This is a genomic window from Pseudomonas cimarronensis (genome assembly GCF_049331905.1).
Classification (GTDB): Bacteria; Pseudomonadota; Gammaproteobacteria; order Pseudomonadales; family Pseudomonadaceae; genus Aquipseudomonas.
This window is the reverse complement of record NZ_CP186283.1, coordinates 174,187-191,568: the sequence shown is the minus strand read 5'-3', so window position 1 is coordinate 191,568 and position 17,382 is coordinate 174,187. Positions and strand designations below refer to the sequence as shown.

Below are 17,382 nucleotides of genomic sequence, written 5' to 3'. Positions count from 1 at the left end.
CGGCTCTGGCAGTGCTACCGAAATGCTCAAACGCCCGTCAGCCGGGCGCTTGCGGTCGTAATCAGAATGCTTCTGTCGCTCCTGCCAACGCCTAGTGGCACTAGCCCTGGGAAATAGCCGATATTTTTAATTGAACGACCAATCAATTTAGGCACGGCCTTTGCGTTAGTCGGCCTGTCAGTCTGGTGCCGTGCAGTCCCAGAACCATAAGAAGAGCCACCGTATCGAGGGGCTCACTACCGTGCTTTGCTTCGCGTGAGGGTTCACCTGATGTCACAGTTCACTCAAGGGGCACAACCCCAGAGCCGTGCTCCGCAATCCATCGGCTTTCTCCTGCTCGACAACTTCACCCTGATTTCCCTGGCGTCTGCCGTCGAGCCGCTGCGCATGGCCAACCAGCTGTCCGGCAAGGAGCTTTACCGTTGGCACACCCTCAGCCAGAGCGGCCTGCCGGTCAGCGCCAGCGATGGTTTGCAGATCACCCCGGACGCCGGCTTGAGCAACGCGCCGCGCCTGGATGCGGTGATCGTCTGCGGCGGCGTGGACATTCAGCACAGCGTGACCCGCGAGCATGTGCAGTGGCTGCAAAGCCAGGCGCGCCATGGTGCGCAACTGGGCGCGGTGTGCACCGGCAGCTGGGCGCTGGCCAAGGCCGGGCTGCTCGATGGTTTCGATTGCAGCGTGCACTGGGAATGTTTGGCCTCGATGCAGGAAGCCTTCCCCCGTGCCGGCGTCAGCACTCGCCTGTTCTCGATTGACCGTAACCGCCACACCAGCTCCGGCGGCACCGCGCCGATGGACATGATGCTGCACGTGATTGGCCGCGAGCATGGCCGCGAACTGGCAGCGGCGATTTCCGAGATGTTTATCTACGAGCGCATTCGCAACGAGCAGGATCACCAGCGCGTGCCGCTCAAGCACATGCTCGGCACCAACCAGCCGAAGCTGCAGGAAATTGTCGCGTTGATGGAGGCGAACCTGGAAGAGCCAATCGACCTCGATCAGCTGGCGCTGTATGTCGATGTATCGCGCCGTCAGCTGGAGCGCCTGTTCCAGAAATACCTGCACTGCTCACCGTCGCGCTACTACCTCAAACTGCGATTGATTCGCGCGCGGCAGCTGCTCAAGCAGACCAGCATGTCGATCATCGAAGTGGCGTCGGTGTGCGGTTTCGTCTCCACGCCGCACTTCTCCAAGTGCTACCGCGAATACTTCGGCATCCCGCCGCGTGACGAGCGCGCCGGCCAGCAGGGGAGTAATGTGGTGGCGCTGCTGCCAATGCCGGAAGACCTGATGCGTCCATCGCCATCCTCGGCCATGGCCGCGCTGACCCGGGCGCAGGGGGAGTCGACCTTTGCCAGTGTCAGGTTGTAAGTGATCGGTGGGAGGCGCTTTAGCGGCGAGCTTTTGCTTACAGCCGTCGCGGCTACGACTGCATGGATGCAGGAGGTAGGGCGAAGCAGGATGCCAGAGCCGAAAGCCCCTCCCACGGGATTGGTAGCACCAAACTAAAACGCCGCACCAGCCTTGAGGGCGAGTGCGGCGTTTAGCCGTATGTCGTGTGCGGTTTGGGGGCTTAGTAATCGATGGACACATCACCCTTGGGCACGCTGCAGCACGAGAGGATATAGCCCTCGGCGACGTCTTCGTCGGTGATCCCGCCGTTGTGTTCCATGCTCACTTCGCCTGAGGTTTTCATCACCTTGCAGGTGCCGCAGATGCCCATGCCGCAGGCCTTGGGGATATGCAGGCCAAGCTTGGCCGCGGCGGCGTGGACGGTTTCGCCCGGGTCGACGCGGATGCTTTTGCCGGTGCTGGTGAATGCCACCTGATGCTGCTCGGCGGCGGGTACAGCTGGGGCTTCGGCGGCTTCGGCGGCCAGCTCCTTGACCTCTGCGCGCACTTGCGGCGGCGTCGGGCCGAAGGCTTCTTCGTGGTAGTGCTGCATATCGAACTGGTTGGCTTCAAGCAGGCGCTTGACCGCGCTCATATAGGGCGTCGGGCCGCAGCAGAAGATTTCCCGGTCCAGGTAATCCGGGGCGATCAGTTCCAGCATCTTCTGGTTGAGGTAGCCGCGATAACCGGCCCAGGCCTCGCCCAGGCCGTGCTTTTCGCAGATTACGTGCAGGCTGAAGTTGCTGATCCGCGCGGCCATGTGTTCCAGCTCGCGGTGGTAGATGATGTCCTTCGGCGAACGCGCGCTGTGCACAAATACCATGTCGACATTGGCGTTGGTGTCGTAGAACCAGCGCGCCATCGACATCACCGGCGTGATGCCGACACCGCCGCTGAGGAACAGCACCTTGTCCGCCGGAAAATCGATGGCATTGAACAGCCCGACCGGGCCGTGCACCGGCAGTTCCTGGCCTTCCTGCAGGTTGTCGTGCAACCAGTTGGAGACTTTGCCGCCCGGCACCCGCTTGATGGTGATGGAGAAGCTGTAGGGCACCGACGGCGAGCTGGAAATGGTGTAGGAGCGCATCACCGGCTGGCCGTCGATTTCCAGCTCCAGGGTGACGAACTGCCCCGGTTTGAAGAAGAACAGCACGGGCTGGTCGGCCATAAAACAGAACGTGCGCACGTCCCAGGTTTCCTGGATGACTTTGACGCAGCGCACCATATGCCGACCGTTGCTCCAGGTCTGCGTGGTCACCGGGTTGAGGAAGTCGTTCGTCGTCATGGACGTCTCTCCGCATGGCCGGACATCGGCCTTGTATGGGGCGATTGTGCGTACTGGTGTTGCCGCTCATTTATCTGCCAGCGACATTTACATGCTTATCGCGACCTGCCGCACAGGCCTTGGTTTGCCGCGTCGGAAACGGACGTGGGTATGTCGCCCATAGACAAGGTTTCGCCCTCGCCCAGCGCCACACTCGCAGCCAGCCGAAGCAAAAGGTCACGAGCGAATTCCACGTTCATTCAGGCGCCATCGGCAGGCGCAGAACGGGGCAATGACGCCACCTTGCGTGATACCGACTAGCCACTTTATTGCGGCAACTCGCCGAGCGAGTCGCCATTGAGGAGTTACCGATGGACGTCACTTCTACCCTGAGCCTGGGCGACCCGCTGGAGCCTGCACGCAAGGCTACTGCCGAGATGCTGCAGACCCGCGAGCGCACCTTCTCGCTGCCGCAGCCGTTCTATAACGATGAGCGCCTGTTCAAGATCGACATGCAGGAGATCTTCCACAAGGAATGGCTGATCGCCGGCATGACTTGCGAGATCCCGGCCAAGGGCAACTTCCTCACCCTGCAGCTCGGCGACAACCCGATCATGGTGATTCGTGGCGCCGACGGTGTGGTGCATGCGTTCCATAACGTCTGCCGTCACCGCGGCTCGCGCCTGTGCACCAGCGAAAAGGGCAAGGTGGCCAAGCTGGTCTGCCCTTATCACCAGTGGACCTACGAGCTGGATGGTCGCCTGCTGTTCGCCGGCACCGAAATGGGCGCGGATTTCGATCTCAAGGACTACAGCCTCAAGCCGGTCAACTGCAAGGTGGCGGGCGGCTACATCTTTATCTCCCTGGCGGAAAACCCGCCGGCCATCGACGACTTCCTCAGCACCCTGGCTCACTACATGGAGCCGTACGACATGGAAAACACCAAGGTGGCGGTGCAGACCACCTTGATGGAAAAAGCCAACTGGAAGCTGGTGCTGGAGAACAACCGCGAGTGCTACCACTGCAACGGTTCGCACCCGGAATTGCTCAATACCCTGCTGGAGTGGGATGACGTCACCGACCCGCGCGCCACCCAGGCGTTCAAGGATCAGGTGGCGGAATGCACGGGTCGTTGGGACAAGGACAATATTCCCTACGCCCACGCCAGCTTCGGCCTGCGCAACCGTATTGTGCGCATGCCGCTGCTCAAGGGCACCGTATCCATGACCATGGACGGCAAGCAGGGCTGCAAGAAACTCATGGGCCGCATCACCGACCCGGATCTGGGTTCGATGCGCATCCTGCACCTGCCGCATTCGTGGAACCACTGCATGGGCGATCACATGATCGTCTTCACCGTCTGGCCGATCAGCGCCCAGGAAACCATGGTCACCACCAAGTGGCTGGTGCACAAGGATGCCGTGGAAGGCGTCGATTACGACGTCGCCCGCCTGCGTCAGGTGTGGGACGCCACCAACGATCAGGACCGTCGCCTGGCTGAAGAAAACCAGCGCGGTATCAACTCCACCGCTTACCAGCCCGGTCCGTACTCGAAAACCTACGAGTTTGGCGTGGTCAACTTTATCGACTGGTACAGCGAGCGCGTGCTGCACAACCTTGGCGCGGCGCCGGCGCCATACCTGCGTCAGGTCGGCGCTGAGTAAGCCGACGTGACGTTTGGTCTGTGGCTGTTGCTTGGCCTGACTGCTTACGGTCTGCTGGCGGCGCGGCGCAGGCCTGCGACCTCTGCATCACACTGAGACCCACCTCAAGGGTCACCTTGGCCTCTGCCGGACACCCCGGGCAGGGGCTTTTTTTATTTCCCTGCCTCCCTCCATGGCTAAGGCTAGTGACCTGTGGGAGGGGCTTTATCCGAGACATATCCGCCTGCGACCCGGCTTTGACGCTTTCGGCAATACCCCAGTCGTTTTTGCACCGGGTCGCCCGAGCCCCCGGGGATATGCTCAGTCCAAAGCGCCAACAACGGGTTTGGCGACACCGATAAGGGGGACTGCCTGATGAGCCCAGCCGAATTACACGCCGACAGCATCGTTATTGACGGGCTGATCATCGCCAAGTGGAACCGCGAACTGTTCGAGGACATGCGCAAAGGCGGCCTGACCGCTGCCAACTGCACCGTGTCGGTGTGGGAAGGCTTCCAGGCCACGGTGAACAATATCGCCGCCAGCCAGAAGCTGATCCGCGAGAACAGCGACCTGGTGATGCCGGTGCGCACCACCGCTGACATCCGCACCGCCAAGGCGCAGGGCAAGACCGGCATCCTCTTCGGCTTCCAGAACGCCCATGCGTTTGAAGATCAGATCGGCTATGTCGAGGTGTTCAAGCAGCTCGGCGTGGGCATTGTGCAGATGTGCTACAACACCCAGAACCTGGTTGGCACCGGCTGCTACGAGCGCGACGGCGGGCTGTCCGGTTTCGGCCGCGAGATCGTCGCCGAGATGAACCGCGTCGGCATCATGTGCGACCTCTCCCATGTGGGCTCGAAGACTTCCGAGGAAGTCATCCTCGAATCGAAAAAACCGGTCACCTATTCCCACTGCCTGCCTTCCGGCCTGAAAGAGCACCCGCGCAACAAGTCCGATGCCGAACTGAAATTTATCGCCGATCACGGCGGCTTTGTCGGCGTGACCATGTTTGCGCCGTTCCTGGCCAAGGGCATCGACTCGACCATCGACGACTACGCCGAAGCCATCGAATACGTGATGAACATCGTCGGCGAAGACGCCATCGGCATTGGCACCGACTTCACCCAGGGCCACGGCCAGGATTTCTTCGAGTACCTGACCCACGACAAGGGCTACGCCCGCCGTCTGACCAGCTTCGGCAAGATCATCAACCCGCTGGGCATCCGCACTGTCGGCGAATTCCCCAACCTCACCGAGACCTTGCTGGGGCGCGGCCATTCCGAGCGCGTGGTGCGCAAGATCATGGGCGAGAACTGGGTACGGGTTTTGAAAGACGTCTGGGGCGAGTGATGAATACCTCCGGAGCCTACTGCGCCCACCGATAGCTGCGTCGCGTCCTCGCGACAAGCTCGCCGTACATGCGTACTGCTCTCGCTTGTCGCTGCGGGTCTCCTTGCTCTCGGCGTGCTCGCTACGGCTCCACAGGCATTCATCGGCACCTTTCAAATATGCAAGACAACGAATTCTGGAGCACTGAACACATGGCCACCCACGCACCCGAAATGCCTATCCAGGTCGATGACGAAACCGGCGTCTGGACCACTGACGCGCTGCCGATGCTCTATGTGCCGCGGCATTTCTTCGTCAACAACCACATCGGTATTGAAGAGGTACTGGGCGCTGAGGCCTATGCCGAGATTCTCTACAAGGCCGGCTACAAGTCCGCCTGGCACTGGTGCGAGAAAGAGGCCGAGTGCCACGGGCTGTCAGGCGTGGCGGTGTTCGAGCACTACATGAAGCGCCTGTCGCAACGCGGCTGGGGCCTGTTCGAGATCGAAGCCATCGACCTGGCTGCCGGCACCTGCTCGGTTCGCCTCAAACACTCGGCCTTTGTCTACGTCTACGGCAAATGCGGGCGCAAGGTCGACTACATGTTCACCGGCTGGTTTGCCGGTGCCATGGACCAGATTCTCCAGGCCCAGGGCAGCGCTATCCGCACCGTGGCCGAGCAGGTCTATGGCGGCTCCGAAGAGGGTCACGACGATGGCCTGTTTGTGGTCAAGCCACGCTAAAAATTCAACCGTGAGAGAAAACGTAGCGAGCGAAGGGTAGGCAAGGCGGAGGCTGAAGCGAAAAGCGGAGTTTACTGCTGTAAATGAGCATTTTCGCTTCAGCCTCCAACGCCGCATAACCGAGCGCAGTAGTTTTCAGAGGATGCCCCATGGCTTTCGAAGCAATGTTCCAGCCGATCCAGATCGGCAAGCTGACCATCCGCAACCGTGTGCTCAGCACCGCGCACGCCGAGGTATATGCCACCGACGGCGGCATGACCACCGAGCGCTATGTGCAGTACTACGAAGAGAAGGCCAAGGGCGGCATCGGCCTGGCGATCTGTGGCGGCTCCTCGGTGGTGGCCATCGACAGCCCGCAGCAGTGGTGGAGTTCGGTCAACCTGTCCACCGACCGGATCATTCCGCACTTCCAGAATCTCGCCGACGCCATGCACAAGCACGGCGCCAAGATCATGATCCAGATTACCCATATGGGCCGTCGCTCACGTTGGGACGGTTTCCACTGGCCGACCCTGATGTCGCCGTCCGGCATCCGCGAGCCGGTGCACCGCGCCACCTGCAAGACCATCGAGGTCGAGGAAATCTGGCGGGTGATCGGCAACTACGCACAGGCTGCACGCCGCGCCAAAGAAGGCGGCCTGGACGGCGTTGAGCTGTCCGCCGTGCACCAGCACATGATCGACCAGTTCTGGTCGCCACGCGTGAACAAGCGCACCGACGAATGGGGCGGCACCTTCGAGGGCCGCATGAAGTTCGGCCTGGAAGTGATCAAGGCCGTGCGCAAGGAAGTCGGTGACGACTTCTGCGTCGGCATGCGCATCTGCGGCGACGAGTTCCACCCGGACGGTCTGTCGCACGAGGACATGAAGCAGATCGCGGCCTACTACGACGCCACCGGCATGATCGACTTTATCGGCGTCGTCGGCTCGGGCTGCGACACCCACAACACCCTGGCCAACGTCATCCCCAACATGAGCTACCCGCCGGAGCCGTTCCTGCACCTGGCGGCCGGGATCAAGGAAGTGGTTAAGGTGCCGGTGCTGCACGCGCAGAACATCAAGGACCCCAACCAGGCCACGCGGATTCTCGAAGGCGGCTATGTCGATATGGTCGGCATGACCCGCGCGCATATTGCCGACCCGCACCTGATCGCCAAGATCAAGATGGGCCAGGTCGACCAGATCAAGCAGTGCGTCGGTGCCAACTACTGCATCGACCGCCAGTACCAAGGTCTGGATGTGCTGTGCATCCAGAACGCCGCGACCAGCCGTGAATACATGGGCCTGCCACATATCATCGAGAAAACCAGCGGGCCGAAGCGCAAGGTGGTGATCGTTGGCGGTGGCCCGGCCGGGATGGAAGCCGCACGTGTGGCCGCCGAGCGTGGCCATGACGTAACGCTTTTTGAAAAGAAAGATGCATTGGGTGGGCAGATCAGCCTGGCCGCCAAAGCGCCGCAGCGTGACCAGATGGCCGGCATCACCCGCTGGTTCCAGCTGGAGCTGGCGCGCCTGAACATCGATCTGCGTCTGGGCACCGGTGCGGACGAGGCGAGCATCCTGGACCTGCGCCCGGACATCGTGGTGCTGGCCAACGGTGGTCATCCGTTTATCGAGCAGAACGAACACTGGGGTGCGGCCGAAGGCCTGGTGGTGAGTAGTTGGGACATCCTCGACGGCAAGGTCGCGCCGGGCAATAACGTGTTGGTGTACGACACCATCTGCGAGTTCACCGGCATGTCGGTGGCCGACTTTATCGCCGAGAAGGGCGCGAAAGTGGAGATCGTCACCGACGACATCAAACCGGGCGTGGCCATTGGCGGCACCAGCTTCCCGACCTATTACCGCAGCCTGTACCCGAAAGAAGTGATCATGACCGGCGACCTGATGCTGGAGAAGGTCTACCGCGAAGGCGACAAGCTGGTGGCAGTACTGGAGAACGAATACACCGGCGCGAAAGAAGAGCGGGTGGTCGACCAAGTGGTGGTGGAGAACGGCGTGCGTCCGGATGAGCGCCTGTACTACGCGCTCAAGGACGGCTCACGCAACAAGGGCCAGATTGATGTGGAAGCGCTTTTTGCGATCAAGCCACAGCCTTGTTTAGCTGAGAAGGGTGACGGCTACCTGCTGTTCCGCATCGGCGACTGCGTGGCCCAGCGCAACACCCATGCGGCGATCTACGACGCGCTGCGGTTGTGCAAGGACTTCTGACCTAAACGCTGAACCCTGTAGGAGCGAGCTTGCTCGCGATGGCTGACTGGCATTCGACATCGTCGTCGACGGTCACACCCTGATCGCGAGCAAGCTCGCTCCTACATAAACCATGGCCAGCCTGCGTCTTTTGCGTTTCGATGAGTTCGATAGGAGCCTTCATGTTGAACACCCTTTTGCCGCTGCTGCTCTTCGCCGCTCTGGCCCTTGCGGTTATCGGCGCAGCGAAGCGCTTTCTGATGTGGCGCCGTGGCCGTCCGGCTCAGGTCGATTGGCTGGGCGGGCTGCTGGCCATGCCGCGCCGTTATATGGTTGATCTGCACCATGTGGTGGCGCGCGATAAATACATTGCTAACACCCACGTGGCCACGGCGGGCGGCTTTGTCCTGGCGGCTGTGCTGGCGATTCTGGTGCACGGCTTTGGCCTGCACAGCCGCATCCTCGGTTTCGCCCTGCTGGCGGCTACCGCGCTGATGTTCGGCGGCGCGTTGTTTGTCGCCAAACGCCGCCTCGACCCGCCATCGCGCTTGTCGAAAGGCCCGTGGATGCGCCTGCCGAAAAGTCTGCTGATGTTTGCCGGCAGCTTCTTTATCGCCACGCTTCCTGTTGCCGGCATCCTGCCGGAAGGCTTTGGTGGTTGGGTGCTGGCGCTGCTGCTGACCGTCGGCGTGGCCTGGGGCGTGTCCGAGTTGTTCTTCGGCATGACCTGGGGCGGGCCGATGAAGCACGCCTTCGCCGGTGCCCTGCACCTGGCCTGGCACCGCCGCAGTGAGCGCTTTGGTGGCGGCCGTTCGACCGGCCTCAAAGCGCTAAATCTGGACGATCCTAAAGCCCCGCTGGGCGTGGAAAAGCCTACGGATTTCACCTGGAACCAGTTGCTCGGTTTCGATGCCTGCGTGCAGTGCGGCAAGTGCGAGGCGGCCTGCCCGGCCTTCGCCGCCGGCCAGCCGCTGAACCCGAAGAAGCTGATTCAGGACATGGTGGTCGGCCTGGCCGGTGGCAGTGATGCCAACTTTGCCGGTTCGCCTTACCCAGGAAAACCAGTGGGCGAGCACAGCGGCGGCCCGCACTTGCCCATCGTCAATCTGCAGGGCAAAGCCCTGGTCGATGCCGAGACGCTGTGGTCGTGTACCACTTGCCGTGCCTGCGTCGAGGAGTGCCCGATGATGATCGAGCACGTCGATGCCATCGTCGATATGCGCCGCCATCTGACCTTGGAAAAAGGCGCGACGCCGAACAAGGGCGCCGAGGTGCTGGACAATCTGATCGCCACCGATAACCCCGGCGGCTTCAACCCCGGCGGTCGACTGAACTGGGCAGCCGATTTGAACCTGCCGCTGATGAGCGACAAACAGAACGTCGATGTGCTGTTCTGGGTTGGCGATGGCGCCTTCGATATGCGCAACCAGCGCACCCTGCGCGCATTTGTCAAAGTGCTGAAAGCCGCCAAGGTCGACTTCGCCGTGCTCGGGCTGGAAGAGCGCGACAGTGGCGACGTGGCCCGGCGTCTGGGTGATGAAGCGACCTTCCAGTTGCTGGCAAAACGCAATATCGCCACCCTGGCCAAGTACCAGTTCAAGCGCATCGTCACCTGCGACCCGCATAGCTTCCACGTGCTGAAAAACGAATACGGCGAGCTGGGCGGCCGCTATTCGGTGCTGCACCACAGCACCTATATGGATGAGCTGATCAGCGGCCAGAAACTCAACCTCGGCACCCACAAGGGCGGCTCGGTTACCTACCACGACCCGTGCTACCTGGGCCGCTACAACGGTGAATATGAGGCCCCACGCGCTGTGCTGAACGCCATCGGCATTGAAGTGAAAGAGATGCAGCGCTCCGGCTTCCGCTCCCGTTGCTGCGGCGGTGGCGGCGGCGCGCCGATCACCGATATCCCCGGCAAGCAGCGTATCCCCGATATGCGCATGGTCGATATCAAGGAAACCGCCGCCGAACTGGTCGCAGTAGGTTGCCCGCAGTGCACGGCGATGCTCGAAGGCGTGGTCGGCCCGCGGCCTGAGGTCAAGGATATTGCCGAGCTGGTGGCTGAGGTATTGATCGAGGGCGTGGTCGAGGCGAAGCAGCCTGCACCGGTAAAACCTCAGCTGGCGGAGGTGCACTGATGAAGGCACACGCCGGTTGTAGGTTGGCGTTGAGCGCAGCGAAGCCCAACAGAACGCGCGTAGCGCGCGGCTCTATCTGCTCTCTCGCGCACGCTTGTTGGGCTTCGCCGCTGCGCGTCTCAACCCAACCTACGTTTCGTCCACGCCTCGCGGAGTCCTGTGTATGAGCGACCTTATCCGCCGTGATCCACGGGCCGAATGGATCGCCCGCAATCGCCTGCACCCGCTGCATACCGCTGCACAGCCGGCGGTGGCCAGTTGGCTGAGCGCCGCTGGAGTGCTGCGCAAGAATCCGCATGCGGTCGGATTTGTCGGCCCCAACGGCATTAAACGCATCGACCGTTCCGGCGCGCAGCAAGGCGGCGCGGCCAAGCGTTCGACGGCCAGTGCCGTGGTGCAATTGCCGCTGCATGTGGTCGAGCAACCGGCGTTCTATATCGCCGTGGTGCCGGATATGCTCGGCGGCCGCCTGAGTGCACATGACAAGGACCTGTTCGGCCTGGCGCACAAGCTGGCCGGCAGCGACGGTGCGGTGGTCGCGGTGATCTTTGGTGAGCACAAGGAAAGCGCCTTCGACAGCAATGGCGTCGACCGCCTGCTGCAGTTCGCCGGTGACGATTTCGACGGCTATTCCCCTGAAGCGCGGGTGCTGGCCCTCGGCGCAGTGGAAAGGCAACTGTCGCCGCGCCATTGGCTGCTGCCTGACAGCCGCAGCGGTGGTGGTGAACTGGGCCGCCGCCTGGCCGCCAAGCTCGGCGAGCGCCCGGCTACGCGGGTCTGGCAGGTGGCCGAGGGCATGGCCAGTGGGCGTGCGGGTGCCGGCCGGGAAGATTTGGTGCAACAAGCGCCACGGCTGATTCTGGCGGCGGTGGAATGCGCCGAACCGGTCAGCGAAACCCGCCATGAAGTGCGGCCGCTGGCGCTCAGTGAAGCGCTGGTCAGCCACTTGCCACGGATTCAGGATTTGGGCGCGGTGGCAGTCGACCCGGCGCAGATACCCATGGCCGAGGCCGAATTTATTCTCTCTGGCGGCAACGGCGTGAAGGACTGGGCGCTGTTCCACCAGGCCGCCGCCGCACTGGGTGCGACCGAAGGCGCGTCGCGGGTGGCGGTGGACGATGGCTTTATGGGCCGCGAACGTCAGGTTGGCGCGTCCGGCATCTGGGTCACGGCGCGGGTCTATGTGGCCGTAGGGATTTCCGGGGCGATCCAGCACCTGCAAGGCATCGGTGCCTGCGACAAGGTGGTGGCGATCAACCTCGACCCGACCTGCGACATGATCAAACGCGCTGATCTGTCGGTGATCGGTGAGTCCGCTGCGATTCTGCAGGCGTTGATCGAGCGGGTCGCCGCCCACCGTCAGGGAGGCGCCCGCGATGCTGCCTAAAACGGGGTTCGCAAAAATCTGTGGGAGAGGCTTTAGCCGCGAACGGCCTTCGCGGCTAAAGCCCCTCCCACAGGTATATCCAGTCCAGCGGCGTAGCCCGGATGAAATCCGGGGTTACCACCATCTTTCCCGGATTGCATCCGGGCTACGGGGGATGCATGACTGACTTGAATATCGTCGCGCTGGTTTCAGTCGGGGCGCATCCTACGTCTGGCCGGCCACGCCGCGCCGAGCAGGACGCCCGCGCGGTCGAGCTGGGCTTGCGCCTGGCCGGTGAGCGCTTGCAGGTGCTGCATGCCGGCGATCCGCAGCAGGAAGCATTGCGTGCTTACCTGGGCATGGGCCTTGCGCAGATCAAAATTCTCGAACAACCGGCACACAGCGATGCGCTACCGGTGCTGGCCGACTACCTGAGTGATTCCAGCGCGCAGCTGGTGTTGACCGGCAGTCAGGCGGAAACCGGCGAAGGCTCTGGCATGCTGCCTTACCTGCTGGCGGAACAGCTCGGCTGGCCGCTGGTGGTCGGGCTGGCGGCGGTGGAACAGGTCAGCAATGGTGTGGCTCAGGTGCTGCAAGCCCTGCCGCGCGGTCAGCGCCGGCGTTTGCAGGTGCGTCTGCCGTTTGTCGCCAGCGTCGACAATGCTGCGCCCGTCGCCCGGCAAAGCGCCTTCGGTCCGGCACGCCGTGGTCTGTTGACCGCCGAGGAGGTGGAATTGGTTGCCGATCCGCTGTTTGCCAGCGCCCAGCTGCAACCGGCCAAGCCCCGGCCCAAGCGCCTCAAGGTGATCAAGGCCAAGACCGGCGCCGAACGCATGAAAGCCGCCACCGCCAAAGCGTCGGGCGGCGGTGGGCAGGTGCTCAAGGATGTCTCGCCGCAAGCGGGCGCGGAGGCTATCTTCAAGTTGCTGTTGGAAGAAGGCGTGCTGCGCTAGCACGCCACCAGAGGAGGAATTGACCATGATGCACGCCGACCTGATCGATCAGGAGGACCTACGCGAACGCCTGGTGGCGCTGGGGCTGTCGATTCCACCCGGCGTCACCGCCGAGCAGGCGTGCGAGCATGCCGTCAGCGGCTTGAGTCCGGAGCGCGCGCTGGCCCTGCGGCGACTGGTAGAGGAGTTATTGGGTGGCAGCGCCACGCTGCTGCCGAATGTGCGCGAGGCAATCTCGCGCACCTTGCTGCCGGCGCTGGTGCCGCGCTAGAACCGGCTCAAGGTCTGCTGCGCGTCGGCCCTGCTGCGTTAAAAGCAGGTTCGGAATGCTCATGTACAAAAGTACACTCCGCGTCCTCACCTGCTTTTGCCTTGCATGGCTCTAGCTCGAGAGCCCTTGAGCAGGTTCTAGTTCGTTGCTGTCATCGCCTGGCGAATATCCTCCGCCAGCTGGCGCACCCGCGCTTCGTCGGTGTCCCAGGAGCACATAAAGCGTGCGCCGCCGGCTCCGATAAAGGTGTAGAAGCGCCAGCCCTGGCCGCGCAGGATTTCCAGCGCCGGTTCTGACATCTGCAAAAACACGCCGTTGGCCTGCACCGGGAACATCAGGCTGACCCCCGGAATATCGTTGACCAACTCGGCGAGCAGTTGCGCGCAGCGGTTGGCGTGCTGGGCGTATTTCAGCCAGGCGTCGTTCTGCAGAATGCCGACCCAGGGCGCGGACAGGTAGCGCATCTTCGAGGCCAGCTGACCGGCCTGTTTGCAGCGGTAGTCGAAGTCTTCCGCCAGATCCTTGTTGAAGAACAGGATCGCCTCACCCACTGCCATGCCGTTCTTGGTGCCGCCAAAACACAGTACATCCACGCCAGCCTTCCAGGTCAGCTCGGCCGGGCTGCAGCCGAGAGAGGCGCAGGCGTTGGAGAAGCGCGCGCCGTCCATATGCAGGTGCAGGCCCAGCTCGCCGCACACCTCACTGATCGCCCGGACTTCCTCGGGGCTGTAAACGGTGCCGACTTCCGTGGCTTGGGTCAGGGTCACGACCCGTGGTTTGGGGTAGTGGATGTCCTGGCGTTTGAGGGCGATGTCGCGGATCGCTTCAGGGGTGAGTTTGCCGTTCTCGGTTTTGGCCAGCAGCAGCTTGGAGCCGTTGGAGAAGAACTCCGGCGCGCCGCACTCGTCGGTTTCGACGTGGGCGGTCTCCGAGCAGATCACGCTGTGGTAGCTCTGGCAAAGCGACGCCAGGGCCAGGGAGTTGGCCGCCGTACCGTTGAAGGCGAAGAACACTTCGCAGTCGGTTTCAAACAGGCGGCGGAAATGGTCGGCGGCGCGTGCGGTCCATTCGTCGTCGCCATAGGCGCGCTGATGGCCCTGATTGGCTTCGGCCATGGCTGCCCAGGCTTCCGGGCAGATACCGGAGTAGTTGTCGCTGGCGAATTGTTGCGAGAGATCGGGCATGGGAGCTTCCTTGTAGGCGCTAACGCTAAGCCGTTTGGGATGCTTCTACTGTATCTGCGGTCACGCCCGCGTGCAGATACGGTGGCGACATCCTCTGCCATGCAGGCGAAGCCGCAACGCTACCTGTGCGTTTGCGACGCGTGCATGTCGCAAACGCAATCCCCCGTGGCGTGCCTAGGCATCTGGCGCTGCAGGGCGAGTCATACCATCGCTAGCAACTGGGGTTCGTTCCCCGATCGACCAGATGCGCCGCAGCGGCTGCCGTAGGAGATTCGCGATGTTCAGCAAGCACGACCAGATTCAGGGTTACGACGATGAATTGCTCCGCGCCATGGACGCTGAAGAAGCGCGTCAGGAGCATCATATCGAGCTGATCGCCTCGGAAAACTACACCAGCAAGCGCGTGATGCAGGCCCAGGGCAGCGGCCTGACCAACAAGTACGCCGAAGGCTATCCGGGCAAGCGTTACTACGGTGGCTGCGAGCATGTCGACGTGGTCGAGCAGCTGGCGATTGACCGTGCCAAGGCGCTATTCGGTGCCGATTACGCCAACGTCCAGCCGCACTCCGGCTCGTCGGCCAACAGCGCGGTGTACCTGGCGTTGATCAATGCCGGCGACACCATCCTCGGCATGAGCCTGGCCCACGGTGGCCACCTGACCCACGGCGCCAAGGTGTCGTCCTCCGGCAAGCTGTACAACGCCGTGCAGTACGGCATCGACACCGCCACCGGCCTGATCGATTACGACGAAGTCGAGCGCCTGGCCGTCGAGCACAAACCGAAGATGATCGTCGCCGGTTTCTCGGCTTATTCGAAAACCCTGGATTTCCCGCGTTTCCGCGCCATTGCCGACAAAGTCGGGGCGCTGCTGTTTGTCGACATGGCCCACGTCGCCGGCCTGGTCGCCGCCGGCCTGTACCCCAACCCGATTCCCTTTGCCGATGTGGTCACCACCACCACCCACAAAACCCTGCGCGGCCCGCGTGGCGGCTTGATCCTGGCCAAGGCCAATCCTGATATCGAGAAGAAGCTCAACGCTGCCGTGTTCCCCGGCGCTCAGGGTGGCCCGTTGATGCATGTGATCGCCGCCAAGGCAGTGTGCTTCAAGGAAGCCATGGAGCCGAGCTTCAAGGACTACCAAGCGCAGGTGATCAAAAATGCCCAGGCCATGGCCAAGGTGTTTATCCAGCGCGGCTACGACGTGGTCTCCGGCGGCACCGACAACCACCTGTTCCTGGTCAGCCTGATCCGCCAGGGCCTGACCGGTAAAGACGCCGATGCCGCCCTGGGCCGCGCCGGCATCACGGTCAACAAGAACGCCGTGCCGAACGACCCGCAGTCGCCGTTCGTCACCTCGGGCCTGCGTATCGGCACCCCGGCGATTACCACCCGCGGTTTCAAGGAAGCACAGAGCATCGAGCTGGCCGGGTGGATCTGCAACATCCTCGACCACCTTGGCGATGCCGATGTGGAGGCGCAGGTGGCGACTCTGGCCGCTGGCCTGTGTGCTGACTATCCCGTTTATCGCTGATTGATCCCTCTCCCTCGGGAGAGGGTGCCCGAAGGGCGGGAGAGGGCAGCCACCCTCTCCCCTAGCCCCTCTCCCAGGGGGAGAGGGGAACAGAATTCAGGAGCACCTTTATGCAACGTTATTCCGGCTTCGGCCTGTTCAAGCACGCGTTCAGCCACCACGAAAACTGGCAGCGCATGTGGCGCAACCCAACGCCCAAGCCGGTGTACGACGTGATCATCGTCGGCGGTGGCGGCCACGGTTTGGCCACGGCCTATTACCTGGCGAAAGAGTTCGGCGTGAAGAACGTCGCGGTGATCGAGAAGGGCTGGTTGGGCGGCGGCAACACCGCGCGCAACACCACCATCGTGCGTTCCAACTACCTGTGGGATGAGTCGGCGCACCTGTATGAGCACGCGATGAAGCTGTGGGAAGGCCTGTCCCAGGACCTCAACTACAACGTCATGTTCAGCCAGCGCGGTGTCTACAACCTGTGCCATACGCTGCAGGACATGCGCGACTCCGAGCGCCGCGTCAGCGCCAACCGCCTCAACGGTGTGGATGGCGAACTGCTGGATGCCAAGCAGGTGGCCGCAGAGATTCCCTACCTGGATTGCAGCAAGAACACCCGCTACCCGGTGATGGGCTCCACCGTGCAGCGCCGTGGCGGCGTCGCCCGTCACGACGCCGTGGCCTGGGGCTACGCCCGCGCCGCCGATGCCTTGGGCGTGGACCTGATCCAGCAGACTGAGGTGATCGGTTTTCGCAAGGAAAACGGCGTGTGCATCGGCGTGGAAACCAATAAGGGCTTTATCGGCGGCAAGCGCGTCGGTGTGGTCACCGCCGGTAACTCCGGGCATATGGCTGGCCTGGCGGGCTTCCGCCTGCCGCTGGAATCGCACCCGTTGCAGGCGCTGGTGTCGGAGCCGATCAAGCCGATTATCGACAGCGTGATCATGTCCAACGCCGTGCACGGCTATATCAGCCAGTCCGACAAAGGCGACCTGGTCATCGGTGCCGGTATCGACGGCTACAACGGCTACGGCCAGCGCGGCTCCTACGGCACCATCGAACACACCCTGCAGGCCATCGTCGAGATGTTCCCGGTGCTCTCGCGGGTACGCATGAACCGTCAGTGGGGCGGCATCGTCGACACCTCGCCGGACGCCTGCCCGATCATTTCCAAGACCCCGGTGCCGAACCTGTTCTTCAACTGCGGCTGGGGCACCGGCGGCTTCAAGGCCACGCCGGGCTCGGGCCACGTGTTCGCCGCGAGCCTGGCCAAAGGCGAAATGCACCCGCTGGCCAAACCGTTCGCCATGGACCGTTTCCACACCGGCGCATTGATCGACGAGCACGGCGCTGCTGCCGTGGCTCACTAAGAGGGC

At 62.7% G+C, this 17,382-nt stretch carries 13 protein-coding genes; 11 read left to right on the top strand and 2 right to left on the bottom strand.

The window, feature by feature from the left end; genetic code table 11:
* Nucleotides 1-270 precede the first annotated feature (270 nt).
* Nucleotides 271-1,374 (top strand): GlxA family transcriptional regulator, encoded by a 1,104-nt coding sequence (locus tag ACOCLD_RS00840; RefSeq protein WP_233685369.1) that lies wholly within the window; start codon nt 271-273, stop codon nt 1,372-1,374.
* Between the two features lie 202 nt (nt 1,375-1,576).
* On the opposite strand, the gene gbcB is transcribed toward ACOCLD_RS00840, so the two are convergent.
* On the bottom strand, nt 1,577-2,680 hold the full coding sequence (gbcB, locus tag ACOCLD_RS00835; RefSeq protein ID WP_422910496.1) for a glycine-betaine demethylase subunit GbcB: 1,104 nt from the start codon (nt 2,678-2,680) through the stop codon (nt 1,577-1,579).
* 350 nt (nt 2,681-3,030) lie between these two features.
* On the opposite strand from gbcB, the gene gbcA reads away from it, so the two are divergent.
* The 8 genes from gbcA (at nt 3,031) to ACOCLD_RS00795 (ending at nt 13,300) form a co-directional block, all read left to right on the top strand.
* Entirely contained in the window at nt 3,031-4,323 is a 1,293-nt protein-coding gene (gene gbcA / locus ACOCLD_RS00830) for a glycine-betaine demethylase subunit GbcA (RefSeq protein WP_422910495.1), read from the top strand.
* A 354-nt stretch (nt 4,324-4,677) separates the two neighbouring features.
* Nucleotides 4,678-5,655, top strand: coding sequence for a dipeptidase (locus tag ACOCLD_RS00825; protein ID WP_422910494.1), 978 nt, complete (start codon nt 4,678-4,680; stop codon nt 5,653-5,655).
* 191 nt (nt 5,656-5,846) lie between these two features.
* Entirely contained in the window at nt 5,847-6,377 is a 531-nt protein-coding gene (locus tag ACOCLD_RS00820; protein ID WP_311090287.1) for a DUF5943 domain-containing protein, read from the top strand.
* 149 nt (nt 6,378-6,526) lie between these two features.
* The gene (dgcA, locus tag ACOCLD_RS00815) at nt 6,527-8,587 is read left to right on the top strand and encodes a dimethylglycine demethylation protein DgcA (RefSeq protein ID WP_422910493.1); all 2,061 of its coding nucleotides are present in this window, start codon (nt 6,527-6,529) and stop codon (nt 8,585-8,587) included.
* 161 nt (nt 8,588-8,748) lie between these two features.
* Nucleotides 8,749-10,710, top strand: a complete 1,962-nt coding sequence (gene dgcB / locus ACOCLD_RS00810) for a dimethylglycine demethylation protein DgcB (protein ID WP_422910492.1) — start codon at nt 8,749-8,751, stop codon at nt 10,708-10,710.
* Between the two features lie 163 nt (nt 10,711-10,873).
* Entirely contained in the window at nt 10,874-12,097 is a 1,224-nt protein-coding gene (locus ACOCLD_RS00805; protein WP_422910491.1) for an electron transfer flavoprotein subunit alpha/FixB family protein, read from the top strand.
* 158 nt (nt 12,098-12,255) lie between these two features.
* Nucleotides 12,256-13,029, top strand: a complete 774-nt coding sequence (locus tag ACOCLD_RS00800; RefSeq protein ID WP_422910490.1) for an electron transfer flavoprotein subunit beta — start codon at nt 12,256-12,258, stop codon at nt 13,027-13,029.
* 25 nt (nt 13,030-13,054) lie between these two features.
* On the top strand, nt 13,055-13,300 hold the full coding sequence (locus tag ACOCLD_RS00795) for a hypothetical protein (protein ID WP_160089610.1): 246 nt from the start codon (nt 13,055-13,057) through the stop codon (nt 13,298-13,300).
* A 137-nt stretch (nt 13,301-13,437) separates the two neighbouring features.
* Here the strand turns inward: ACOCLD_RS00795 and ACOCLD_RS00790 are convergent, their stop codons facing one another.
* On the bottom strand, nt 13,438-14,484 hold the full coding sequence (locus ACOCLD_RS00790; RefSeq protein WP_422910489.1) for a low specificity L-threonine aldolase: 1,047 nt from the start codon (nt 14,482-14,484) through the stop codon (nt 13,438-13,440).
* A gap of 277 nt (nt 14,485-14,761) precedes the next feature.
* On the opposite strand from ACOCLD_RS00790, the gene glyA reads away from it, so the two are divergent.
* A complete protein-coding gene (gene glyA / locus ACOCLD_RS00785) occupies nt 14,762-16,015 on the top strand; it encodes a serine hydroxymethyltransferase (protein WP_422910488.1) in 1,254 nt (417 codons plus the stop codon).
* Nucleotides 16,016-16,125: 110 nt separating this feature from the next.
* Nucleotides 16,126-17,376 carry a sarcosine oxidase subunit beta family protein gene (locus ACOCLD_RS00780; protein WP_233685358.1) on the top strand — a complete coding sequence of 417 codons (1,251 nt, stop codon included), beginning with the start codon at nt 16,126-16,128 and terminating at the stop codon, nt 17,374-17,376.
* Nucleotides 17,377-17,382 lie beyond the last annotated feature (6 nt).